Origin of the sequence: Proteiniphilum sp. (assembly GCF_034331125.1) — a bacterium.
GTDB classification, from domain to species: Bacteria; Bacteroidota; Bacteroidia; order Bacteroidales; family Dysgonomonadaceae; genus Proteiniphilum; species Proteiniphilum saccharofermentans.
In genome coordinates this window covers 1-23,891 of record NZ_JAXQGC010000038.1, presented here as the reverse complement: position 1 = coordinate 23,891, position 23,891 = coordinate 1, and the positions used below count along the sequence as shown (strand labels likewise).

Here is a 23,891-nt window from a genome sequence, read left to right as displayed (position 1 = left end):
TCACAATTTGACGGTTCTTAAAAATTCACTGATAAACAAGTCCAATCCGCAGGATTTCATCAATCTTGTATCGGGAGGCAATAACGTGGAGCGGAAGATGGTTTTTGCCGTCACCTCACTTTCCTTGCGGAAGCGTTTGCTGTCGGCAATGCGGGTTTCCATCGCTTGCAGTCCAACCTCTTTGATGACATTGCCGTAGGTTTCATACAGGTGCGATTTCTCCCTGCCATCAACTTGGTTCCAGAACAGCCGTATCGTTTCGATGGAGGTCTTTCCCTGTTTCATGAGGACGTTCGTTAATACATCGGTAAAACTCAATGTGCTTTCCATCACCACACGGTCTGCCGTGATGGGAGAAAAGATATGGTGTATCCCTGCCAGTGTATTCAGAAGTCCCGGAGTATTCACAGTCCCCGGCAAATCGAAGAAAACCATATCTACCGGAACAGCCGAAGATTGCAAATATGCTTCTGCATCCTTTAATGTATTGTCAGCCCTGCTTTGCAGTACCGGATAGGCTTTTTTGTTGATGGTGGAGAATTGGCGGTGCGCCAACTTTTTCAACACCTCGTTTTGCATGACCGTTTTCAAATCCCGTTCCCGCATCTGGCAAAGGCTGTACTGCGGGTAATCACAATCGAAGACCGCCACATTATACCCCATCCGGTAATGGAGTATGCTCGCAATGATTGTTGTAAAGGTGCTTTTTCCCACGCCACCCTTTTGGCTTGAAAAAGCAATGAACCGTGTTTTGTTTTTTGTTTCCATTTCCATTCTATTTTTAAAGTTTCACATCCTATGTACTGCCTGCCGTCTGTCTTACGTGGAGGATTGCCGCCATCCCTGCATGCTGTCCGGCAATCCTGATATAATTCCGGCTATCATCCGTGCTATCTGTCGTTCCGGCATTCCGGCTTTCACGCAAGCAATCCCGATGGCTTGCCTGCCTGTTGTCCTGCACGATTGGATGGTAACGGGACAGTTCCCATGCCGTCCTGCCGTCAGGTATTCCTGCCTGCCCTATGGAACGCCGTCAGGTGTGCTGGCTTTCCTGCAATCCGGCATTCTCTCTTTCTGAAATGCCGTCGGGATTGAATGCCAGCAAACAGGCTTGCATGACTGCCACCACAAAGAAGCGGGATATTCCACTCCATTTATTTAATGTGGCAGTCAAGGGCATTTCTTGGAAATGTTTGGTTGAGCGGAACATGGCAATGCTTTGGAAAAGCTATCCTTACTTTGTAATAGTTTAAAAACATGGGGTGAATGGGAAAACCCAATCCGACCCGCAGGGCGGATTTTCTGTTCACCGGAACAGAGCAAGTTGTGTTTTTAGGCACTCGAAACGAGTTTCGTGCCTAAAAACCACTTGCCCTTGCAGGGGGCTGGGAAACACCCTCCGAAGTCGGGGTTTCGTTGAACATTAAAATGGATCTTGTGATGGATAGGAAAGAGAGAAAGAACAAAGGTGGACGCAAGCCTAAAGCAAACCCAAGCATCCACCGTTACGTATTCCGTCTTACGGACGAGGAAAATGCCAAATTCCTTTCGCTTTTTGAAGCATCGGGAGCGGATAACAAAGCACGGTTTGTTACTTCCGTGCTCTTTGAAAAACCGATTAAAAGCGTAAAAGTGGATATGGCTGTCATGGATTATTACACACGGTTAACTACTTTCTTCGGCCAGTTCAGGGCAATCGGGGTCAATTATAACCAGGTTGTAAAGATATTGTACCGCAATTTTTCAGAAAAGAAAGCATCAGCTTACCTATTTAAATTGGAAAAACAAACGGCTGAACTGGCAAATTTATGCCGTGAAATTATGGAACTCACAAAGGAGTTTGAAGCCAGACACCTGAATAAAAGCGATGAAATATGATAGCGAAAATAGGTCGTGGGGCAAACATGATGGGAGCACTTTCCTACAATCAACATAAAGTTGACAAGGAAAACGGACAGGTTTTAGACACCCAAAGGATCATGGAAACACCGGACGGACGTTATACGGTGGCACAATTATACCGCTCTTTCGAGCCTTACTTCATGGCAAACAAGAGAACGGAAAAGCCTGTCCTCCATATATCGCTCAACCCTGATCCTGCGGACAGGGTCAGCGATGCGCAGTTTATAAAAATGGCACGGGAGTACATGGAACACATGGGTTACGGCGAACAACCCTATATCGTTTTTAAACATACCGACATCGGCCGTACACATATACATATTGTATCCACCTGCGTTGACCGCTACGGGAAAAAGATACCCGACAAGTATGAGAAATTGCGATCAATGGAGGTTTGCCGGGCATTGGAACAAGAATATAATCTGATACCCGCAATAGAAAAACAGCAAACAGGAAACAAACAGGTATTCCGTCCCGTGGACTACAAAACCGGAGACGTTAAGAGCCAAGTCGCATCGGTAGTGCGACACCTGCCGAAATATTACGGGTACGCAAGCCTCGGGGCATACAACGCCTTACTGTCACTTTTCAATATCACGGCAGAAGAAGTCAAGGGAGAATTACACGGACAACCTAAAAACGGTCTTGTATATTTTGCCTTGAACGAACAGGGTAAAAAAGCGGGCAATCCGTTCAAGGCATCCCTTTTCGGCAAACAGGCAGGACTGGACGGACTGCAAAACCATTTTGTGCAGGTTAAGGAAAAAATGAAAACCGATCCCGCAAGAACTGTCCTCAAAAACACCATTGACGTGGCGATGCATACCACCACCAATGAAGCCGATTTTAAAAAGCAACTATTGGAACAGGGCATCAATACCGTGGTACGGCGCAATAATGAGGGGCGTATCTATGGCATGACTTTTATAGACCACGAAAGCCGTACCGTCTGGAACGGATCAGCTTTGGGCAAAAACCTGTCGGCAAATATCTTTAATGATTTGTGGAATAGACAGGCAGTTGAACAACATCAAGTAGCTGAAAAGACAAATGCACAAAACACGCCACCCACCGCAGGCAACAGCACCACGGCAGGAAAAGAGGAAACCCATGCACTTTTTGATTTCCTAAATAGAGAACAGCCTGCCGATGATTTCGGATTGATAGAGGGTATTGGCGGCTTATTGCCGGAAGTACAGGGCGAAGACTACGAGGAACTGGCATTTGCCAACCGCATGAAGAAAAAGAAGAAATACAGAAAGCGGGGAAGACAACAATAATTTTGTTAACTATCAACGACCAGGATTAGCATCTTGGTCTTTGTGGTTTTAAGCCAATGTCAAACAAAGCCACCAAAAGCCATTCACCGCCCCTTTGGATAAATGGTTTTAAATAGCCTCTAAATTTCCTGCATCACTAAAATTTTTTGTTATGCAAGGAGAAGACGATTTGAGAGGATTAGCCAAAATCATGGCTTTTATGCGTGCTGTAAGTATTCTTCTGGTACTGATGCACTTTTACTGGTTCTGTTACGGTTTTTTTGCCGAACGTGGATGGACACCGGAGATTATCGGCAAGATACTTGCCAATTTCAACCGCACGGCAGGACTTTTTGAACATACGCTTTACACTAAAATTTTCGCACTGCTCTTATTGGCATTAAGTTGTTTGGGTACTAAAGGCGTAAAGGATGAAAAGATAACATGGGGAAAGATTTACATAGCCTTAACCATCGGCTTTGTGCTGTTCTTTCTGAACACATCATTGTTAAAGTTACCGGCAGGGATTGCCACATCGCTTTATATACTTACAACAAGTATGGGATATATAGTCCTGCTCATGGCAGGAGTATGGATGAGCCGACTGCTCCGGAATAACCTGATGGAGGATGCTTTCAATAACGAGAACGAGAGCTTCCAACAGGAAACCCGTCTAATAGAAAATGAACACTCCGTCAACCTGCCCACCAAATTTTATTATAAAGGCAAATGGAATGATGGCTATATTAACGTAGTAAATCCCTATCGTGCAACAGCCTGTTGCGGACTGCCGGGAGCAGGGAAATCGTGGGCAGTCATTAATAATTACATCAAGCAACACATCGAAAAAGGCTTTGCGATGTATATATATGATTTCAAGTTCGATGACCTTTCAACCATTGCCTATAATCATCTGCTCAAACATGCTAATAAATATAAGGTAAAACCCAAATTTTACGTCATCAACTTTGATGATCCACATAGAAGCCACCGGTGTAACCCGATCAATCCCGCCTTTATGACGGATATATCCGATGCTTACGAAGCCGCTTATACCATCATGCTGAACTTGAACAGGACGTGGATAAGCAAGCAGGGGGATTTTTTTGTGGAAAGTCCAATCGTGCTGCTCACCGCAATCATCTGGTATCTGAAAATCTATAAAAATGGGATGTATTGTACCTTTCCGCACACGATAGAACTACTGAATAAAAAGTATGAAGACCTATTTACCATCCTTACCTCATATCCTGAATTGGAAAACTACCTGTCAGCTTTTATGGATGCATGGCAAGGGGGAGCCGCAGAACAGTTGCAGGGGCAGATCGCATCGGCAAAAATTCCTCTATCGAGGGTGATTTCACCCCAATTGTACTGGACAATGTCGGGTGATGATTTTTCGTTAGACATCAACAACCCTGAAGAACCCAAAGTTTTGTGTGTAGGCAACAATCCCGACAGGCAAAATATTTATTCCGCCGCTTTGGGTTTGTACAACTCCCGGATTGTAAAACTTATCAATAAAAAATATCAGTTAAAATGCTCTGTTATTGTCGATGAACTTTCATCCATATTCTGGATGGGACTTTCCAATCTGATCGCAACTGCGAGATCCAATTTGATTTCCGTATGCCTGGGTTTCCAGGATTTTAGTCAATTAAGTAGAGATTATGGGGATAAAGAAGCACGAGTTGTACAGAATATTGTTGGAAATATTTTCAGCGGGCAAGTAGTGGGTGAAACGGCGAAAAATTTAAGTGAGCGTTTTGGTAAGGTATTGCAAAAACGGCAAAGTATAAGTATTAACCGCAATGATAAATCCACATCCATATCCACCCAAATGGATAGCCTGATACCTGCATCCAAAATATCCACACTTTCTCAGGGGCACTTTGTCGGAGCTGTAACGGATAATTTCGATGAGCGTATCGAGCAGAAAATATTTCACGCTGAAATCGTGGTGGACAATGATAAGGTAATTTCCGAAATGAAAGCCTACAAAAAAATACCGCAGATACGATCCTTTACCGATGAATACGGAAACGACAATATGAAACAAGTAATTGAAGCCAATTACAGGCAGATTAAAGTGGATGTTGTACAGATTGTAGAAAGCGAACTGGAACGAATAAAGAATGATCCTAATTTACAGCATTTGATACAGCAACGACAATAGTTAGGTGAATATGAAAAGAGGTTGTTTTAAAAACAGCTCTTAATTTAATGACCTATATTTAAGTAGGTATTTTGAAAGCCATTGTAGAGTAGTGTCCCTTTTTGATATGTTGGAAACATTCTTTAAAGAGAATTTTTAGTGAATCTATAGACTATAGAGAAAATAATTATAATGAGGTAGTCTGAAAAGGACTGCCTCATTTTTATGGAAAACTATCTGGCTTAATATTAATAAGCAAACCGGGATGATTTTTTCTCAATTTCATTTATCGAAAAGCATAAAAAATTTAAGTATAAACCATGTAATTAAGGGATATTGTGCTAAATGTAATAAAATTGCTACTAAGTTGCAAAATATTTATTATATCTTTGCAGCACAAAAATTATAGTGAAACGAGTAATTTCCATATCATTCATTGTTATATCAACACTTCTTTTGTTGGTTTATACAATCATACCTCACCATCACCACGAGATATCTCCATGTTTTGTGATAGAGTTTTGTGAGGAAGATAATACTATTAATGATGAACACACATATCATCATATTCCTGATGGAAATACCGAATCTTGTACAGCAGACTTTGAATATATCGTACGACCATTTAGCGATACAATAAAATCAAATGTTTCGTATTTCGAAGATTACGGTCACACCTTTTTATTTCCTATTCATTTTCTTATCGCAGATTTTCTGCATCACGAAATAGAAGACTCCTTTTCCAAAACAGAATATGGAGAATATGGAGAATACATAAATTTCTATAAATCCGCAGAAGCTAACCAATTTCATGGTTTGCGTGCTCCGCCTTATTTTCTCTCTTAACCTTACTACTCTTTTTAGGTAAGTGATTTATACGTTGAATACAGATTATTCAACCATATCACTCATACCACTATCAATGGATTTGTAAAATCCGCACTTTTCCTTTTACAAAATATTCTCTATTTACAATAGATTAGAGGTTTATTATATTACGAATATAATAGATCGTATTTATCCATTTCAATAAAAACAAAAATGAAGTATTATATATTAGGTTTATTTTTAGTAGCGGCTACGCTCTTATTCGCCTGCAATTCAAACAATAAAAATCAGAAATCAAATCCAAAAGATACTCACGAACACGTGGAGGGCGATGGACATGACCATTCGGAAGACGATGGGCACGTTCATTCACCCGGTGACGGGCATAATCATTCGGAAGACGACGGACACAACCATTCGGAGGGAGATGGACATGACCATTCAAAAGACGACGGACATAATCATGGTACAGAAACGGCTGAACATACAGATGAGATACTGTTTACCAAAGAACAGGCAAAATCGGTAGGATTAACTACTGAAACCGTATCGCCCGGAACATTTTTACACGTAATAAAAACAAGTGGACAAGTACAGGCTACCCAAGGAGATGAAGCCACTATTGTCGCCACTTCAAACGGAATTGTTTCATTTATAAATTCGTCAATATCCGACGGTACAGCTATCAGTTCCGGCCAGGCTATCGTCACAATCTCTGCAAGGAATCTTCTGGATGGCGATCCCACAGCAAAGGCAAAGATCGCCTTTGAGACTGCGCAGGCAGAATTTAAACGCGCCGAAGGGCTTATTAAGGATAATATTATTTCGACAAAAGAATATGAACAGGTAAAACTTCGTTATGAAACGGCAAAAACCGTGTATGAAGCACAAGCAGCCAATACGACCGCAGGTGGAGTAAGAGTTACGTCGCCTATCAGTGGCTATCTTAAAAACAGGCTGGTCAGCCAGGGAGAATATGTATCTGTCGGACAGCCTATCGCTACTGTTTCGCAGAATAAACGGGTGCAATTGAAAGCGGAAGTCTCCGAGAACTATTTCAATAGCCTCAGGAACATAAGCAGCGCCAATTTTAGAATGGCCTACGACAAGACGGTTTACAAACTGTCGGATATGAACGGCCGCCTGTTGTCATTCGGCAGAGCGGCGGACAGGCAATCGTTTTATATTCCTGTTACTTTCGAGTTCGATAACGTAGGAGATATTATCCCTGGCTCGTTTGCAGAAGTTTATTTGCTGTCATCTCCACAGGAGAATATAATTTCTGTTCCCGTATCAGCATTGACTGAGGAGCAAGGATTATACTTTGTTTATTTACAATTAGACGAAGAAGGCTATAAGAAACAGGAAGTAATAATCGGCCAGAATAACGGAGAACGGGTTGAAATCCTTGCAGGTTTGTCTTCGGGAGATAAAGTTGTTACCAAAGGTGTATATCAGGTGAAATTGGCAGCTATTTCGTCCATTATGCCGGATGGACACACACACTAACCTTTAAAATCTTATGTTATGCTGAATAAAATAATAAGATTTTCACTTAATAACCGGATGGTTGTTCTGGTCGCTTCCGTATTGTTAATGCTGGCGGGAACATATACCGCCACAAATATGGAGGTGGATGTGTTTCCTGATTTGAATGCTCCAACTGTGGTTGTAATGACGGAAGCGACAGGAATGGCTCCCGAAGAGGTAGAGCGGCTGGTGACTTTTCCTATTGAGACTGCCGTGAATGGTGCTACTGATGTACGCCGTGTCCGTTCGTCTTCAACAACAGGTTTTTCAGTTGTATGGGTCGAGTTTGATTGGGGAACGGATATTTACATAGCACGTCAAATCGTATCAGAAAAGCTGGCGGTTGTCAGGGACGCTCTTCCATCCAATGTCGGAAATCCGACATTAGGGCCGCAATCGTCCATCTTAGGAGAAGTGGTCATTATTGGTTTGACTTCTGACTCAACCTCATTACAAGATTTGCGTACACTCGCCGACTGGACAATACGCCCACGACTATTATCAACAGGAGGTGTTGCGCAAGTTACCGTGATTGGTGGCGAAATCAAAGAGTATCAGATATTGCTGAATCCGGAAAAAATGAAACACTATGGTGTAGGATTGGACGAAGTAATCAGTGTAGTACAAAATATGAATCAGAATGCTTCCGGAGGTGTGCTGTACGAATACGGCAACGAGTATATCATCCGTGGTATTCTTTCTACAAATCAGGTAGCCGCACTGGGCAAATCCGTTGTAAAAAGTGTGAACGATGCCCCTATTTTACTTGAAAATATAGCTGATGTCAAAATTGGCGACAAGGCGCCCAAATTAGGGATTGCTTCTGAAAAAGGAAAACCGGCTGTTCTTATGACAATAACTAAGCAACCGGCAACCAGTACGCTTGAACTGACAGACAAGATAGACCAGTCGCTGGTGGAACTTCAACAATCGCTCCCTGCCGATGTGAAAATATCAACCGATATTTTCCGTCAGGAACGTTTCATAAATAATTCAATCAACAACATTCAAAAAGCTCTACTTGAAGGGGGAATTTTTGTCGTGATTATCTTATTCATCTTCTTAATGAATGTAAGGACGACTGTTATTTCGCTTGTGGCTATTCCTCTTTCACTGGTATCGGCTATTTTGGCCTTGAAGTTTATGGGATTAACTATTAACACCATGAGTTTGGGTGGGATGGCGATTGCCATCGGTTCGTTAGCCGATGATGCGATTGTAGATGTGGAGAATATTTTTAAACGACTGCGGGAAAACCGGCAAAAGCCGAAAGAAGAGCAAAGAAGTGTAATATCGGTTGTATATGATGCATCGAAAGAGGTACGTATGCCCATTCTCTATTCTACTTTTATCATCATTGCCAGTTTTGTTCCATTATTCTTCCTTTCAGGTATGGAAGGACGTATGCTGGCTCCACTTGGAATTGCATTCATCGTGGCTCTCTTTGCATCCACGGTTGTTGCACTGACATTAACACCTGTATTATGCAGCTATTTGCTGGGGAAATCCAGAAAAGGAGGTGATACACCAGAAAAAGAAGCCTACGTTGCAAAAAAACTGAAAGGAATTTACGAGCGTGCATTAAAATGGTCTCTCAATCATAGAAAATGGGCACTTGGAGGAACCGGCGTTGTTGTGTTATTGGCTATTATCTTCTTCTTTACACTTGGACGCAGCTTTCTTCCGCCATTTAACGAAGGTTCGTTCACTGTCAGCATCAGCACTATGCCCGGCATATCATTGGAAGAATCGGGGAAGATGGGTAGAATAGCAGAAGAACTATTACTCTCTGTGCCGGAAATACAAACAGTAGGGCGTAAGACAGGACGTGCTGAATTAGACGAACATGCGTTAGGCGTTAACGTTTCTGAAATAGAAGCACCTTTCATTCTCGACAAGCGTTCTAAGGATGAAGTGCTGGAAGAAGTAAGGGAGAAACTGAAATTGCTGCCGGGCGTAAATATCGAAATAGGGCAACCTATATCTCATCGAATAGATGCTATGCTGTCAGGTACAAGAGCAAATATTGCTATTAAACTGTTTGGGACGGATCTGAATAAAATGTACAGCCTGGGTAATCAGATCAAAGCAGCTATTGAAGATGTCGAAGGAATTGCCGACCTGAATGTGGAACAACAAATTGAACGTCCACAGTTGAAAATAGAACCCAAACGGGAATTGTTAGCGAAATATGGAATTTCATTACCTGAATTTGCAGAAATCGTTAATGTACTTTTGGCAGGAGAAGTCGTCTCACAAGTTTACGAAGGCAACAAATCATTCGACCTCACATTGAAAGTGAACAATGAAAGTCGTTCAACCGCCGATAAAATCAGGAAGTTGATAGTGGATGTCAACGGTAGAAAAATACCGTTAGAGAATATTGCCGAAATTACCTCTTCCACCGGCCCCAATACGATTAACCGTGAGAATGTGGCACGTAAACTGGTTATTTCTGCGAACGTGGCAGGACGAGATTTGCGTGGAGTTGTAACCGACATACAGGAAAAAGTCAATGATGGAATTGAATTGCCCGAAGGTTATCATATCGAGTATGGAGGACAATTCGAGAGCGAGCAGGCAGCATCCCGTATGTTGCTTATTACATCCATATTCTCTATTATGGTCATATTTCTTTTACTCTTTGCTCAATTCAAGAGTGTGAGGCAATCAGCGGTTATATTACTGAACCTTCCGTTAGCATTGATAGGGGGCGTATTTGTCATATTTTTCACTAATGGGGTAATCAGTATTCCCGCCATTATCGGTTTTATCTCGCTCTTAGGTATTGCTACTCGCAACGGAATGTTACTTATCACGCGTTATAACGATTTACAGGATGAAGGCTATTCAAAATTCGAGAGTGTAATGCACGGCTCGTTAGACCGGTTAAACCCTATACTGATGACTGCGTTAACAACAGCTTTAGCCCTGATACCGCTTGTTTTTGGCGGAGATTTGCCGGGTAACGAGATACAAAGTCCTATGGCTAAAGTTATAATGGGCGGATTGCTGACTTCTACCTTTTTGAATGGGTTCATTATTCCTATAATGTACCTGATAACCGAAAGGAAAGTAGTTCAAGCAGAGATTATAAAAGATGATGAGAATGAAGATGGAGAAAATAACAAATAAAATTCAAATGAAGGCAATCATAACAAACCTATTGGTATTGTGTATGGGCATTACCTTGAATGCACAGACAAATATCAATTCCGTATTGGCTTCGATAGAAGAAAACAATACGACTTTGAAGTCGCTTCGTGAAAGCGCAGAAGCGCAAAAATTAGGAAATAAAACAGGTATATACCTTGAAAATCCGAAGGCCGGGTTCAATTACCTGCGGGGAAATCCCTCGGATATTGGCAATCGCACCGATTTCAACATAATGCAAACATTTGATATACCAACTATTACCGGCATAAAAAACAGGGTAGCCGGAGAAAAGAATAATCTGGTTGAATGGCAATACAGGGCAGACCGGATGAATATTCTTCTGGAAGCAAAGCAGTATTGTATCGAGTTGATATATTACAATGCACTGAAAAAAGAATTGGATTTGCGTCTGCAACATGCCGAAACAATTGCGGCAGGCTATCAGGAACGTCTGGATAAGGGAGATGTCAGTATTTTGGAGTACAACAAGGTAAGATTGAACCTGTCAAGCGTCCAAGGTGAGATATCGAGAGTAGATGTTGAGCGTAATGCACTTATTGAGCACCTGAAACGATTGAACGGAGGAAACGATATCTCTCTGGATGATTACCTGTTTCCTGAGATTGAATTTCCGCTAAGTTTCGAGGGATGGTATGTAGGGGCTGAACAGAAAAACCCTGTTTTAGCCTATGTAAAACAGGAAATAGAAGTAAGCAAGAAGCAGGTATCGTTAAGCAAGGCAATGGGGTTACCCACTTTTTCCGCAGGATATATGAGCGAAAAAGTGGTAGGACAACGCTATCAGGGAGTTTCGGTCGGAGTTTCCATTCCGTTGTGGGAGAATAAAAACCGTGTGAAACAGGCACAAGCGGCCGTAAGGGCGGCAGAGTCGAGAGAAACCGATAGCAAACGTCAGTTTTACGGGCAACTCCAAATACTCTACAATCGCACTTTGGGATTAAAAGCCACGGCTGATACCTATCGCTATTCCTTGGAGACGGCCAACAGTTCAGAACTATTGAAAAAAGCCCTGGATGCGGGAGAAATATCCCTGTTGGATTATATCGTTGAAATCGGTTTGTATTATAACACCGTCAATCAGGCGTTAGAGGCCGAAAGGGATTACCAAATGGCATTTGCAGAATTATCGGCAGTAGAACTGTAAAACAGAATGCCATGAAAAGGCAAATAAACAAAAAGAAAAAAAAGAAAAAGATAAGCCCGAAAACAAGAAAATGGATTTTTGGAATAAGTATTACCGTTGGAGTAATTTCGGGCTTATTGTTCTGGTTCTTTTTTACAAGATGTCATGACGACAAGTGTTTCTATCATTATTGTCCATTGATGGAAGTAATAGCGTGCACTTTTTTCTTTGGAATGATGCCTTTCGCATTTCTCCCTGAAGATCATTCTGGCAAAAAAGTTATAAATAAAAAACAAAAGAAGAAATTATGAGTAATAGCAGTGAGTTAATCAAAGGAAACGAAGAAAATATCTCACAGAAAAGGGCTTCTTTTAGAGCCGGTATTTCATTCGTATTGTTAATAACGGGTTACATTCTTGTTGCAGATGCACCAAAAGAAGATGCAGGCTATGCATGGCAAACAATATCAGGAATATAAACAAAAAACTAAAAGAGTATTGTAATGAAACACAAACATCAATACGATGCACAAGGCAGACAGCTTTGTTGCACACCACAGGAAGAAAAAATTTACACGGATGCAAACGCTAAAAAGTTATTGGAACAAAAGCATCCCAAAACAGCACACAATCACGACCACAGTGATGATGATGACGGACACGACCATTCTCATTCGGGCGGTAACGATAGTATTTTCAAAATGTTTCTACCTGCCATTATCTCCCTTGTACTATTGCTCGCAGGTATCGCAATGGATAATTGGTTTCTGCAAACATGGTTTACGGATTGGGTAAGGGTTGTTTGGTATGTGGTTGCCTATATTCCAGTCGGATTACCTGTACTCAAAGAAGCCGTAGAAAGCATAGGTAAAGGCGAAATCTTTTCGGAGTTCTTTCTTATGGGGATTGCCACTATCGGAGCATTTACCATTGGAGAGTACCCGGAGGGTGTCGCCGTAATGTTGTTCTACGCCGTTGGAGAAGTGTTCCAGACATTGGCTGTTTCCAGAGCCAAAGCCAATATCAAATCATTGCTCGACCAAAGACCCGATGAAGTAACGGTTTTACGAAACAATGAACCACAAACCGTAAAGGCAGAAACAGTGGACATCGGCGAAATCATACAACTGAAGCCGGGAGAAAAATTAGGTTTGGACGGAGAATTGTTATCCGAAACATCGTCATTCAATACGGCAACTTTAACAGGCGAAAGCAAACCCGATACAAAGAACAAAGGCGAAACGGTTTTGGCTGGAATGATAAACCTGAACACCGTATCGCAGGTAAAGGTTACGACCGCATACACTGACAGTAAATTGAGTAAGATTTTGGAATTGGTACAAAACGCCACTTCGCAGAAAGCACCAACGGAGTTGTTTATCCGCAAGTTTGCCAAAATCTATACACCTATTGTAGTGGTTTTAGCCGTAGCCATTTGTTTAGTACCCTACGTTTTCGTGGACGATTATCAGTTTAAAGATTGGTTGTATAGGGCTTTGGTATTTCTGGTTATTTCTTGTCCGTGTGCTTTGGTTATTTCTATTCCGTTAGGTTATTTCGGTGGAATTGGAGCTGCTTCAAGAAATGGAATACTGTTCAAAGGAAGCAACTTTTTAGATGCCCTTTCCAATATCCAAAACGTAGTTATGGATAAGACTGGAACGATGACAGAGGGTGTTTTTAAGGTTCAGGAAGTTGTTTTTGCCCCTGAATTTAATGAAACCGAAATCCTGCAAATGGTCAATGTATTGGAAAGCCACAGTACACACCCCGTAGCAACCGCTATTCACGAATACGTTGGAAAGCCAAGTAATGAAGTTAAATTGGAAAATATGCAGGAAATTGCAGGACACGGACTGAAGTCAACCATCAATGGTAAGGATTTATTGGTTGGCAATTTCAAACTGATGAATAAGTTCGGGATACAATATGATTTAGACCCGGACACTATTGTTTATACTACGATTGCGGTTGCTTACGATAATAAATTTGTTGGTTACATCACGATTGCCGACAGCATAAAGGAAGACTCGCAGGAAACCATCAATCTACTGCACAGACTAAATGTTAAAGCTACAATGCTTAGTGGCGATAAAAGTACCGTTGTAAAGTATGTTGCGGAGCAGTTGGGCATAGACAATGCTTTTGGCGATTTACTACCGGAAGATAAAGTAAACAAGGTAAAGGAAATCAAAACCAAAAATGAAACAGTTGCTTTTGTTGGGGATGGTGTAAACGATGCCCCTGTTGTGGCATTAAGCGACGTAGGTATTGCAATGGGCGGTTTAGGGAGTGATGCCACGATTGAAACGGCAGATGTGGTAATACAAGATGATAAGCCCAGCAAAATACCTATGGCAATCAACATCGGTAAACAGACAAAGAAAATAGTTTGGCAAAATATCACACTGGCATTTGCGGTAAAAGGGATTGTATTGGTATTGGGTGCAGGCGGTCTTGCCACAATGTGGGAAGCCGTTTTTGCTGATGTAGGCGTGGCGTTATTGGCAATACTAAATGCAGTAAGGATACAACGGATGAAATTTTAGAATTAGGTCATTATGTCCTGTTAGTAATGGGTAAAATAGGCTATGGGTAAGAAAGGTAAAAGTTATACAAAAGTGCCTCCCTACAAAAAATACGGAGCTTCCAAACCTTCAAATGTCAATTTGTCGAAGAAGAAACCTTCATTCTTTTTAATAGCTTTTGGGATATTCTTAACCCTATGCCTATCACCGTCACCGTCATCGTCGTCATCGCAATCATCCAAGGTAGAAATTGTTAGTCCGGTGACGAGCAAAAAAGAGTTATGTCAAACAAAAATCAAATAAAATTAACGGTTCTGTTTACGGGAACAAATCACAGTTCCCCAAGAGAAGTCCGAAAATGTAAATTCCTTTTTAAATATGACAGTATTTGGGCTTCTCTGTTAATAGTAAAATAATGACGAATGGATAAATTTTATAAGGAGACGTTACATAAACTGGAAACAGCAATCAACGAATTAGAGATAGAATCCGATTGCTCTTTACAACGAATAGAGGCTGTTATACACTTAATTGTGAAGTGCCTCTCTGAAGTAAAGGAATACGTTTCGGAACGAGGGTTCAAAAACATTGATGAAGAAATCCGTTTTTTCAAATATCAGAAACCAGCCATTCTTTCCAAACTCATTTACTACAATGCCATTTATAGAATCGAGACTAAGAAACCTTACGGAACAGAACCCATACGGAAGTACCTCAATAGGGAATTGAAAAAACTCAAACGGTACTTTGACAATAACCTCGACTTCTATAAATACTATCGTACCAACAATTCCTATTTGGACGAGAAACTGTTTGTCAGGAAGTGTTACGATATTAAGTTATGCTTGGATACCTATTACTTTCAGTCTGACCATAACTTTTCCACCTCACATGATTACAAGGCTGCAAAAATTATTGCCAACGATTTGATACAGGTCTATATAGAAGACCAGTTATACGACAAAGACCTGAAAGACAAATCAACAGCACCAAAGAAGCTAAACTGGACAGGTAGCAAAGTAGCGTTAATAGAACTCATTTATGCATTACATAATCAAGGTGTATTTAACGATGGCAACGCCGATATAAGGTTAATCGCCAAGTATTTTGAAAATACGTTTGATGTCAATCTGGGTAATTTTTACCAAACCTATTTGGAATTGAGAAACCGAAAAATAAACCCAACAAAATTCCTTGATACACTTCGGGAAGGGCTTATAAGGAAAATGAACGAGCAGGATGAAAAGTGAAAAAACTGAAAAACTCTTACCCCACCCACCCAATAGCGGTATATTTTAATAATTCCCATTCGCAGGCGAATAGAAAACATTAAAATATCCGGCACACGAAAAAGTTGATCCATTCCGTTCCGTTAAACCACCCGCAAGCTGGGCGGAACACTTCACTTCATTGGATCAACACTTTCGTTTTTGTGCCTCATTGTCTGACCCCCATTTATAGGAGGACTAATATTGTTTGGGCTTACCTGCTATGTACCATTATGATAATACTAATCATTTCCTTTTTGGTTTCCTGTTTTCAAATTCAAAGGTTGTTTCGCCTTTATCATCCATGATAATATAGGCATTGAATTTTCTACCCGATTTGCTTTTCATACCTTTGACAAGGTTGGTTTTTCCGTTTCTTACAAGATTTTCTATATCGGAAAGGCTTAACTGCACTCCACATACATTACGGAATTGAATCCAACCACAAGCCTCGTCGGGGCATTTCACAACCTTGTTCCAAACCAAAAGTCGGTGGCTTTTGCATTTGGGACAGGCCAATTCGGGTTGATTTTCTTTGACGATATTCATATCCAGAAGTTCCCGTGTAACGGATATGGCATAGGCTTCCATATCTTTGAGAAAAACCGTGGCATCCGCTTCGTTGTTTTCGATTTTCTGCAATACCATTTCCCATTCAGCAGTCATGCCAACATCGGAAATCCGTTTGTCCTTTACAGCCCCATAAACCTGCAATCCCTTATCGGTAGGGACAAGTGATTTCTTTTCACGCCGAATGTAATCCCTTTTGAAAAGCGTTTCTATAATGGATGCTCTTGTGGCAGGCATACCAATGCCGATGTCTTTCAGGGTTTTCCGTCCGTCCTCGTTATCAACTTCCTTTCCGGCGTTTTCCATTGCGGACAATAAACTTGCTTCGGTGTAAAGACCAGGCGGCTTGGTTTTCTTTTCCAGCACGGATACCTCTTTTATTTTCAGTTCATCGCCGACCTCCAATTCCGGCAATTCCTGAACAGGCTCGCTGTCATCATCCGTAAAATTCTTTCTGATACCACGCCAACCCGCTTCGAGAATCTTACATCCTTTCAATGTGAAATCATAATGAGAAGCCTGTAACCCGATGTCGGTTATCTCTTTTGAACAGGCAGGCGAAAGGGCTTCCAATAAGCGGTGCGCAATCATGTCATATATGACGTTTTCATTTGTGGACAATCCGGACGGGATCTTTTCGGTAATCAACAGACCGTGGTGGTCTGTTACCTTTACATCGTTCACAATACGCTTATTGAAACGAATCCATTTCACTTTTTCAACAGCCTCCTTACAGGAAATCCTTGTCTCCAATGCTCTTACCAGTACAGGTATTTCAGCCCACATATCTTCGGGGATATATTTGCTACCGGTACGGGGATAGGTGATAAATTTCTTTTCGTACAGGCTTTGGGCAATATTCAATGTTTCCTCGGCAGTATAGAATGCCCTTTTGTTGGCTTCTTTCTGCAATCCCGTGAGGTCGAACAGCAGAGGCGGTTGCTCCGAAACCGTTTTATTTGCAACTGCCGTAACGGTAGCTATTCCCGCACGTTGTACCGATTTCAGTGTATCGTCAGCGAGTTTTTTGTCATCCCATTTGGTCTTGGAAAGGCTTTTGAAGTCCACAAAATCTTTGCGGTGTTCCAATTGTACCTGGAAGTACTTTTTGACGGTGAAATCCTTGTTTTCCACATATCGCTTGCAGATAAGGGCAAGCGTAGGCGTTTGTACACGTCCCAGCGAGTACACGCCACGACCTGCCGAAATACTCAATGCCTGCGAGGCATTGATCCCCACGAGCCAGTCGGCTCTGCTCCGCCCTTGTCCGGCACGGTAAAGCCCGTCAAAATCGCTTCCGGCTTTCAGGTTGTCAAGACCCTGCTTGATCGCTTTTTCCGTCAGTGAACTTATCCATAAACGTTCAAAAGGTTTCCGGCAGTTCAGGTATTCATAGATGTACCTAAAGATAAGTTCACCCTCTCGACCGGCATCGGTGGCCACGATAATACTATCGCAGCGACCGATGACCTGTTCAATAATTTTCAACTGTTTCAATGCACCGCTATCGGGGACATGGCTTTTATCCTTTTTAATCTTCCGTACCGTAAGTAAAAAAGGATCGGGTAAAATGGGCAGGGCTTCCCTTTGGAAGCCCTGTACCCCGTAATCTTCGGGCATTGCCAATGTGACAAGATGCCCCAATGCCCACGTAACCTCATAACCGTTCCCTGTCAGGTAACCATCCTGCTTTTCGGTTGCTCCCAACAGGCTGGCTATTTCCCTCGCTACACTCGGTTTTTCCGCAATAATTGCTTTCATAACGTTTTCTCGATTTTAGTGATTTAAACTCTCACCCCTTTGGATTTAGCTCGACCGTTAGGAGCATTCTGCCGTTGCTGTTGCGCACTGTTTCTCGGTCTCTGTTGCTCCGGCTTCAAAGGTTCTTTGATGTGTTTGGTCGCCTCGTTGGTTTTCCCGTTTGAATTGACGGCTACCTGTGTCCTGTGTGCTTCGGCGGGCTGCACTTTTTCTTTCAATGTATTGGGATTTTTAAAGCTGAAATCATAACCTCCCGTTTCTTTGTCCAACGTAACATATCCTTTATACGGTTGTCCTTTTCCATCTTTGAAATCCGAAACATAAAGTGTCTTGCCTGCCATAAGTTCTTTATGTTCTTCATCGGAGAATTCTTTGCCACGGAAGACTTTTGGGTTATTCTCCTGTCTTTGCCTGGGTGCCCTATCCCCGAAAAGAAACTCCGGCCGCCTCTTATCTGCGTTGTATTGGACATACGCATTTTTATTTTCAGTGTTTTTAAATTCCAGACCCTCTAAAAGAACTGGTTTTCCATCCCTTAAATCCAGTTTCTGTTCTTCATTTAACTTTACACCTTTGATAATATCGGGTACTTTTATCCAGTTCTGCCGGAATGCGATAACCTCATTGGTCAGGTGGTCGATACTGATAATGGACGGTATCTTTTCTCCTGTCCTGCGGTTGGTCAAGTCCACCACACGCCCCATGTTTCCACTTTTGAGCAGGTTTTCCTTGTCCTCTTTGGTAAAAGTATGACCGAAGAACTCGTCTTTGAGGTTAGGTGCATGGCGTACGCCGTACATGACAAAGACGGTCTTTCCGTTTGCCCCCTGTTGAAGGCCCAACCTTGCTTCCGAACGGAGAATGGCGGTATCCAAGTTGACACTTATAGGCATCACGAAATTGGTTTTGTAACCTTTTAATAAAGGTTCCATGGCATCCATTTTTTCGAGCGTTTCGCGTTTCACCCCAAGTTGTTCCAACGTTTTCCAGTCGATGTCCTCTGCCTTGTACCGGTATTCCTTTGTTTCCTTTGTTTCCGATGTTTCAGGTGTTTGTGGTGCCTGTGGTGTTTGTGGTGTCTGTGGTGTCTGGGTTGTCTGGGTTGTCCCCGGCGGTTGAGAGGCAGCCTGCGATGTTGCTTGCGAAGTGTCCTGTGTAATTGCCATATCCTTTTTGTTCTCCTGCTGTTCCTTTGGTTTATCAACTACTTGTTGTTGCCCCTCTGGTTCCTGAACTTGCTGTTGTTGCCCCTTTGGTTCTTCGACCCGGTGCTTTGCCAGGATCGCCTCGCCCTCCGTAGTAGGAGTATTGACTTGCTTCTGTATTGCTTTGGCGGTAGCGACCGCCTCCGAAGCAGGAACTTTGAAAAAAGAAAAATGGGTCGGGTCTTTCAGTTGTCTCCAGAAGTTGGAGAAAAAATTGGTGAACAGATCTCCCGCCCTGTCAACCCGCATGAATTGGCTTTGATTTTTCTTGGCCGGATTAACGGTTTTCAGATTACCGTTTTCGTCAATGCCCGTGACGGCTTGGATTTTCTTTTTCTCCTTGTCCATGACCAGCAGCACATCCGAAAGTTGTTCGGGATATTGCTGTGGATTTTCATTTGTTGTTTCGCTCATAACTGTTGATTATTAAAATTAGTGTTACCCGAAAATAGGCGAAGCAGATACGGCTATGCCGTATCTGTCCTTAAGCGGTAGTGTTTGTCACTTGTTTCCTTTGGTTCGCCGTAAGGGTGAGTTGAAACTATCCCTGATGAACTGGTGTACATCCGATAGCTTGTAGTACAACTTCCCGCTGATGGTGTAATACGGTAGCTTACCGGTCGAGCGGTATCGTTGCAGGGAGCGGTGGCTGATTTTCAGCATTTGGAGCACATCCTGATTATCCAGTAACTGTTCACCGTCAATACTGTGTCGTTGTTTTTGGATGTTGAGGACGTATTCTTTCAAAATGTCGAAGCGCTCCATGATACGTTCCATCCATGCGATAAATTCCATTCTGTCGATGTTCATAGCAATCTTTTTTTAATGATTTGTACACCGCAAAATTGGAGTTATTGGCGCAGGCTGTCTTCCGATACGTGTCTATCAAAAAGGCACTTTTTTCATTTTTATCTCAATCAGGTTAAAGCATTGTTTTTATGCGTTTTCTGTAGTTATTGGTTAACAGGTCGGCATGCAATCCAATCAATTTGCCGATACATATACATCGGCAGACGGGTAAAAAAAGCGCAAGCCCGGTTGATGCGTTAATGCAGCAACAGGTATCGACAAACATACATGTGGAAAAAGTACAACCCCGGCCAATACTGTACTTACGGCTTATGCCGGAAAGAGAGGTGAGAATTATAGATTATTTTCCCTTGTCGAAAGGCTTAATTTTTGATTTTGTGAGAGATAAAATCGTTTCCAAAAAAGAATAAAAAGGCCGCAAAGGTAAGGCGGACATCCGCTGTACCCCACCAAAAGACTACGGCATAATGGCAGGGTAACATAAGGAATCTTTACCGTGTTTACAGTGTTACCCTGCCACCCTGAAGGGACTTATTCCGTTTCCTTTTGGTTCCGCAGATGTCCGCCTTGATGGAAAAGCTTTCTTTTTTTTCTGTTTTTTTCTTTTGTTCTTTTGAAAACAATTTTAGTAGGTAGAAGCGCACCTGTTAATGAGCCGTTTGTGTATTCATCGTTACAGGTTTCCCCAATCAATTTACCGGTACACGTTTGCCGGCAAAGGGGCAAAAAAGTGCAGCACCGATTGATACAGACCAACAAACATGCCTCCTCAAAAAACAGTGTAAAAAAAGTGCAGCATCAATAGAAAAACTTCGAGGTCACGATGCACTCATTGCGGCAAAAATCTTTTACCCGCAACCCACTGGATTGGTAGCGGGCATAAACCTCTTCAAATTGCTTCTGGTTCCACATAGGTTTTTTGCCGACAAAAGTAGGACAATCTAAACTGGAATGAAACACGGGATAGACCGAATGCTTACAATATATACTGCACTTTTGTCAAAAAGCGGCATAAGAATTACAGGGTATCATCCCTGTCCATATACTCCTCCAAACTGAATTTCAGTTGATCCAAAAATGATGTCCGTGAACCTGCACGGGTCTTCATCCGGTGGAAACTGTTATGGATGTCGTTCAGTGAAACACGAAAAAGGACCTGGAATATCGAGCTGATTTTACGGATACCTATTTTCCCGTGGGAAATAGCTTCACTCGCATAGAGCGCATAGATCAGTTCGATAAGGGCATTTTTTGATTGCGTCCAGTAGAAGTTTTTGGTTTCCTCACTTTGCAACAGCACATCGGGATTTTGTTCAGGATTTAGTTTTGACGTCAGGTAATTATAGGTTAGTTCGTTGGCTATGATCTTTGCCACCTTGTAGTCAAAGTAGGTAGAAAATTTCGGATCGATCTCAAACACGTAGCTGTTCAATCCATCATAATAATTAATGTTTCCCAGCGTAAAATACTCCCCGTCACGGTCAGTCCTGCCCGAACGATAGTACCGGTAGAAAGTTGAATAACATATATGCACCCTATATTCCTGTGTCAATGCTTTGAGTTGTAAAGCATAATAACTTTGGTTAAGATCACCGCTATCCACGGGGCAAGCCGTCTCAATCCGGTACACTTTATTATAGTGAATAAGTTTACCGAGGATGTTCGGCTTGATCACCTTAAAAAAATAGATTTCCTCATCTATGCCGGAGAACCCCTCCCTCATTACATCATCTTTAACGGTACGTAATAATTCTTGGAGGTAAATAGTCATTTTACACGCTTCGTCAATAAAACTCGATGTTTCGGCTGACAGTTTTCTTTCCAGTTTTTGGATTTCAGCCATGATGTTGTTCAGTTTCATAGCTAATACTTTTTAATTGTGTGAAAACTATTCTAAGCACAAATATTAATATTAACTACGAATTAATTCCATGATATATACCGAAGTCATGGAAGATTTTTATGAAAAATACCCCCCTTCTATTGACTTTGAACGATGGTCAGATTGCAAAATCAAATTTTTCTTATGAAAGACACTATCGAAAGAAATAAACTGCTTTATTAGATCAAACTGAATTGTAGAAAGATTAGAGTACTGTTATATATGGCTTTACATTTGAAATCTTTTAGTACATTTGTGGTTTATAGAGAAGTGTACATTTGAGAATATTCACATATCAAGAAATTTTAAAAAATAAGCGGAATTAATGGCAAATAAATCTCACCTGAAATTTTTAAACGAGCAGCAATTGTCTGAAATTAAAAATTTTAAATATAATTACGGTTTTGAGAAGGATAAAGATGATAGAGATAACTCCCCTAAAAATTATGTTAGGTTAGCAACCTCGTTTAAATCAGATTTAGAAAAATTGGATAATGACTTAGAAGCAAAATACAATGCGAAAGACCGCACTTTGGAGATACCTTATGATATAGATTATGTACAAATCACTTTTCAAGACCAATTTGTAATAAACAAGTATTTTCAAGATTATTACAACGATTTTGGTTTAGAGGCAACTGCCTTTTATGATTTCGCTAAAAGAGGACTATTTGCTGTTTTTGACCGTGATAAGTTTCAAACATTTATTACCAATGTACATAACTTTATTGATTGTGAATTAGATAGAAACCAAAACGCAAAGTATTCCAACTATATTAAGTATATATCCAGTTTCAAACTGTTAAGAGCAAGAGACATTTTAAAATTTACATTGGAAAACATTGGTGATATTATATATCTATCCTTAATGAACTTGCCCTTGGACGATACTATTAAACAGCAAATTGTCCGATCATTGATAGTTTATTTTGAAACGAATGGAATTGCTTATAAACATGACACTGAAAATGACAGAATAGAATTACAAAAACCAACACCCGAGCAAATTCAAAAAATCGTCCAAAACTTTGACATAATCGAGAGTGCTACCTGCTCTGCATTTACGACCGTTCGACCAAGTGAGTTTAATACAGTAGAACGTCAATTTGGCTTTACAATTCAAAATGCAGATGAAGATTTACCGATTGTTGGTATTATTGATACAGGCATTAGCAATCAAACAGCATTAGCTCCTTTAATAATTAATGATGCTACATTCACTCTTGCAGGCAATCCACTTATTGACCAGGCAGGGCGTAGAAGTGGATTATATTATTTAGGACACGGAACGGCTGTAGCAGGTTTAGTAGCACTGGGTAAAGAAAATCATAGAAACAATTTTAATGGCAATGTTTTAGCCGATGCAAAATTACTCTCGATAAAAATCAGTGAAAATGGCAACGGTTATATTTCAGAAGTAGATTTATTGAAAATGCTATATGATGTTAAGGCTAAATATCCTGACATAAGGTTATTTACATTGACTACTTGTTATAGCCGCTATATGAACAAGAATGAGGCTTTCTCCGACTATACGTACTCTTTGGACAAATTTGCCTATGAAACAAATAGTCTCATCTTTATTTGTACAGGAAATAATGAGAATTGCATCAACGAAAATACAGGTTATGATTTATCCTATTTTCATGGAGACCACACCAATTTATCAACACCAGCTGATAGTCTAAATAATCTTACTGTTGGAGCAGCAGCCGATAATTTAAAAGATGGTATCTTTTTAGGTATTGCCGACGGCAAGGAATTTCCAGCACTATACACGAGAAAGGGACATATTGATTTATCTGCAATCTACAGTGATGCCAAGAAAACAAATAAAAACTATCACTACTGACCGGATAAAATTTCAGAAAAAAATGGGGCTACCGCCTCAAGG

Annotated in this window: 19 protein-coding genes; 13 read left to right on the top strand and 6 right to left on the bottom strand. The window is 41.3% G+C overall.

Going from position 1 to position 23,891, the window contains the following annotated elements:
- The gene (locus U2P89_RS08795; protein ID WP_091906571.1) at positions 1 to 768 is read right to left on the bottom strand and encodes a ParA family protein; all 768 of its coding nucleotides are present in this window, start codon (positions 766 to 768) and stop codon (positions 1 to 3) included.
- Between U2P89_RS08795 and U2P89_RS08790 the strand changes: the two genes are divergently transcribed.
- The gene (locus tag U2P89_RS08790; protein WP_139298034.1) at positions 740 to 1,078 is read left to right on the top strand and encodes a hypothetical protein; all 339 of its coding nucleotides are present in this window, start codon (positions 740 to 742) and stop codon (positions 1,076 to 1,078) included. The genes U2P89_RS08795 and U2P89_RS08790 overlap by 29 nt on opposite strands.
- On the opposite strand, the gene U2P89_RS08785 is transcribed toward U2P89_RS08790, so the two are convergent.
- On the bottom strand, positions 1,034 to 1,180 hold the full coding sequence (locus U2P89_RS08785) for a hypothetical protein (RefSeq protein WP_322191204.1): 147 nt from the start codon (positions 1,178 to 1,180) through the stop codon (positions 1,034 to 1,036). The genes U2P89_RS08790 and U2P89_RS08785 overlap by 45 nt on opposite strands.
- A gap of 260 nt (positions 1,181 to 1,440) precedes the next feature.
- Between U2P89_RS08785 and mobA the strand changes: the two genes are divergently transcribed.
- The 11 genes from mobA to U2P89_RS08730 all read left to right on the top strand — a co-directional run bounded on the left by mobA (position 1,441) and on the right by U2P89_RS08730 (position 15,751).
- A complete protein-coding gene (gene mobA / locus U2P89_RS08780) occupies positions 1,441 to 1,878 on the top strand; it encodes a conjugal transfer protein MobA (RefSeq protein WP_091906573.1) in 438 nt (145 codons plus the stop codon).
- A complete protein-coding gene (gene mobB / locus U2P89_RS08775; RefSeq protein WP_091906513.1) occupies positions 1,875 to 3,182 on the top strand; it encodes a conjugal transfer protein MobB in 1,308 nt (435 codons plus the stop codon). The genes mobA and mobB overlap by 4 nt, the downstream gene beginning before the upstream one ends.
- Before the next feature lie 151 nt (positions 3,183 to 3,333).
- A complete protein-coding gene (mobC, locus tag U2P89_RS08770) occupies positions 3,334 to 5,337 on the top strand; it encodes a conjugal transfer protein MobC (protein WP_091906515.1) in 2,004 nt (667 codons plus the stop codon).
- Between the two features lie 387 nt (positions 5,338 to 5,724).
- A complete protein-coding gene (locus tag U2P89_RS08765; RefSeq protein WP_139298035.1) occupies positions 5,725 to 6,162 on the top strand; it encodes a DUF6769 family protein in 438 nt (145 codons plus the stop codon).
- Between the two features lie 195 nt (positions 6,163 to 6,357).
- Complete coding sequence (locus U2P89_RS08760; RefSeq protein WP_091906519.1) at positions 6,358 to 7,653, top strand: efflux RND transporter periplasmic adaptor subunit; 1,296 nt, start codon at positions 6,358 to 6,360, stop codon at positions 7,651 to 7,653.
- An 18-nt stretch (positions 7,654 to 7,671) separates the two neighbouring features.
- On the top strand, positions 7,672 to 10,809 hold the full coding sequence (locus tag U2P89_RS08755) for an efflux RND transporter permease subunit (RefSeq protein ID WP_322191203.1): 3,138 nt from the start codon (positions 7,672 to 7,674) through the stop codon (positions 10,807 to 10,809).
- A gap of 7 nt (positions 10,810 to 10,816) precedes the next feature.
- Positions 10,817 to 11,995, top strand: a complete 1,179-nt coding sequence (locus U2P89_RS08750) for a TolC family protein (RefSeq protein ID WP_091906575.1) — start codon at positions 10,817 to 10,819, stop codon at positions 11,993 to 11,995.
- Positions 11,996 to 12,006: 11 nt separating this feature from the next.
- Positions 12,007 to 12,285, top strand: coding sequence for a hypothetical protein (locus tag U2P89_RS08745; RefSeq protein ID WP_091906522.1), 279 nt, complete (start codon positions 12,007 to 12,009; stop codon positions 12,283 to 12,285).
- Positions 12,282 to 12,452 (top strand): hypothetical protein, encoded by a 171-nt coding sequence (locus U2P89_RS08740; RefSeq protein ID WP_175456735.1) that lies wholly within the window; start codon positions 12,282 to 12,284, stop codon positions 12,450 to 12,452. The genes U2P89_RS08745 and U2P89_RS08740 overlap by 4 nt, the downstream gene beginning before the upstream one ends.
- 24 nt (positions 12,453 to 12,476) lie before the next feature.
- Positions 12,477 to 14,522, top strand: coding sequence for a heavy metal translocating P-type ATPase (locus U2P89_RS08735; RefSeq protein WP_091906524.1), 2,046 nt, complete (start codon positions 12,477 to 12,479; stop codon positions 14,520 to 14,522).
- Between the two features lie 401 nt (positions 14,523 to 14,923).
- Positions 14,924 to 15,751, top strand: coding sequence for an RteC domain-containing protein (locus U2P89_RS08730; RefSeq protein ID WP_091906526.1), 828 nt, complete (start codon positions 14,924 to 14,926; stop codon positions 15,749 to 15,751).
- A gap of 264 nt (positions 15,752 to 16,015) precedes the next feature.
- On the opposite strand, the gene U2P89_RS08725 is transcribed toward U2P89_RS08730, so the two are convergent.
- The 4 genes from U2P89_RS08725 to U2P89_RS08710 form a co-directional block, all read right to left on the bottom strand.
- Positions 16,016 to 18,100: a type IA DNA topoisomerase gene (locus tag U2P89_RS08725; protein WP_091906528.1), complete on the bottom strand. Its 2,085-nt coding sequence runs from the start codon at positions 18,098 to 18,100 to the stop codon at positions 16,016 to 16,018.
- A gap of 23 nt (positions 18,101 to 18,123) precedes the next feature.
- The gene (locus tag U2P89_RS08720; RefSeq protein WP_091906530.1) at positions 18,124 to 19,719 is read right to left on the bottom strand and encodes a DUF4099 domain-containing protein; all 1,596 of its coding nucleotides are present in this window, start codon (positions 19,717 to 19,719) and stop codon (positions 18,124 to 18,126) included.
- An 87-nt stretch (positions 19,720 to 19,806) separates the two neighbouring features.
- On the bottom strand, positions 19,807 to 20,115 hold the full coding sequence (locus U2P89_RS08715) for a helix-turn-helix domain-containing protein (protein WP_091906532.1): 309 nt from the start codon (positions 20,113 to 20,115) through the stop codon (positions 19,807 to 19,809).
- A 1,018-nt stretch (positions 20,116 to 21,133) separates the two neighbouring features.
- Positions 21,134 to 21,976: an RteC domain-containing protein gene (locus tag U2P89_RS08710; RefSeq protein ID WP_091906536.1), complete on the bottom strand. Its 843-nt coding sequence runs from the start codon at positions 21,974 to 21,976 to the stop codon at positions 21,134 to 21,136.
- Between the two features lie 346 nt (positions 21,977 to 22,322).
- Between U2P89_RS08710 and U2P89_RS08705 the strand changes: the two genes are divergently transcribed.
- A complete protein-coding gene (locus U2P89_RS08705) occupies positions 22,323 to 23,849 on the top strand; it encodes a S8 family serine peptidase (RefSeq protein WP_322191202.1) in 1,527 nt (508 codons plus the stop codon).
- Positions 23,850 to 23,891: the final 42 nt, after the last annotated feature.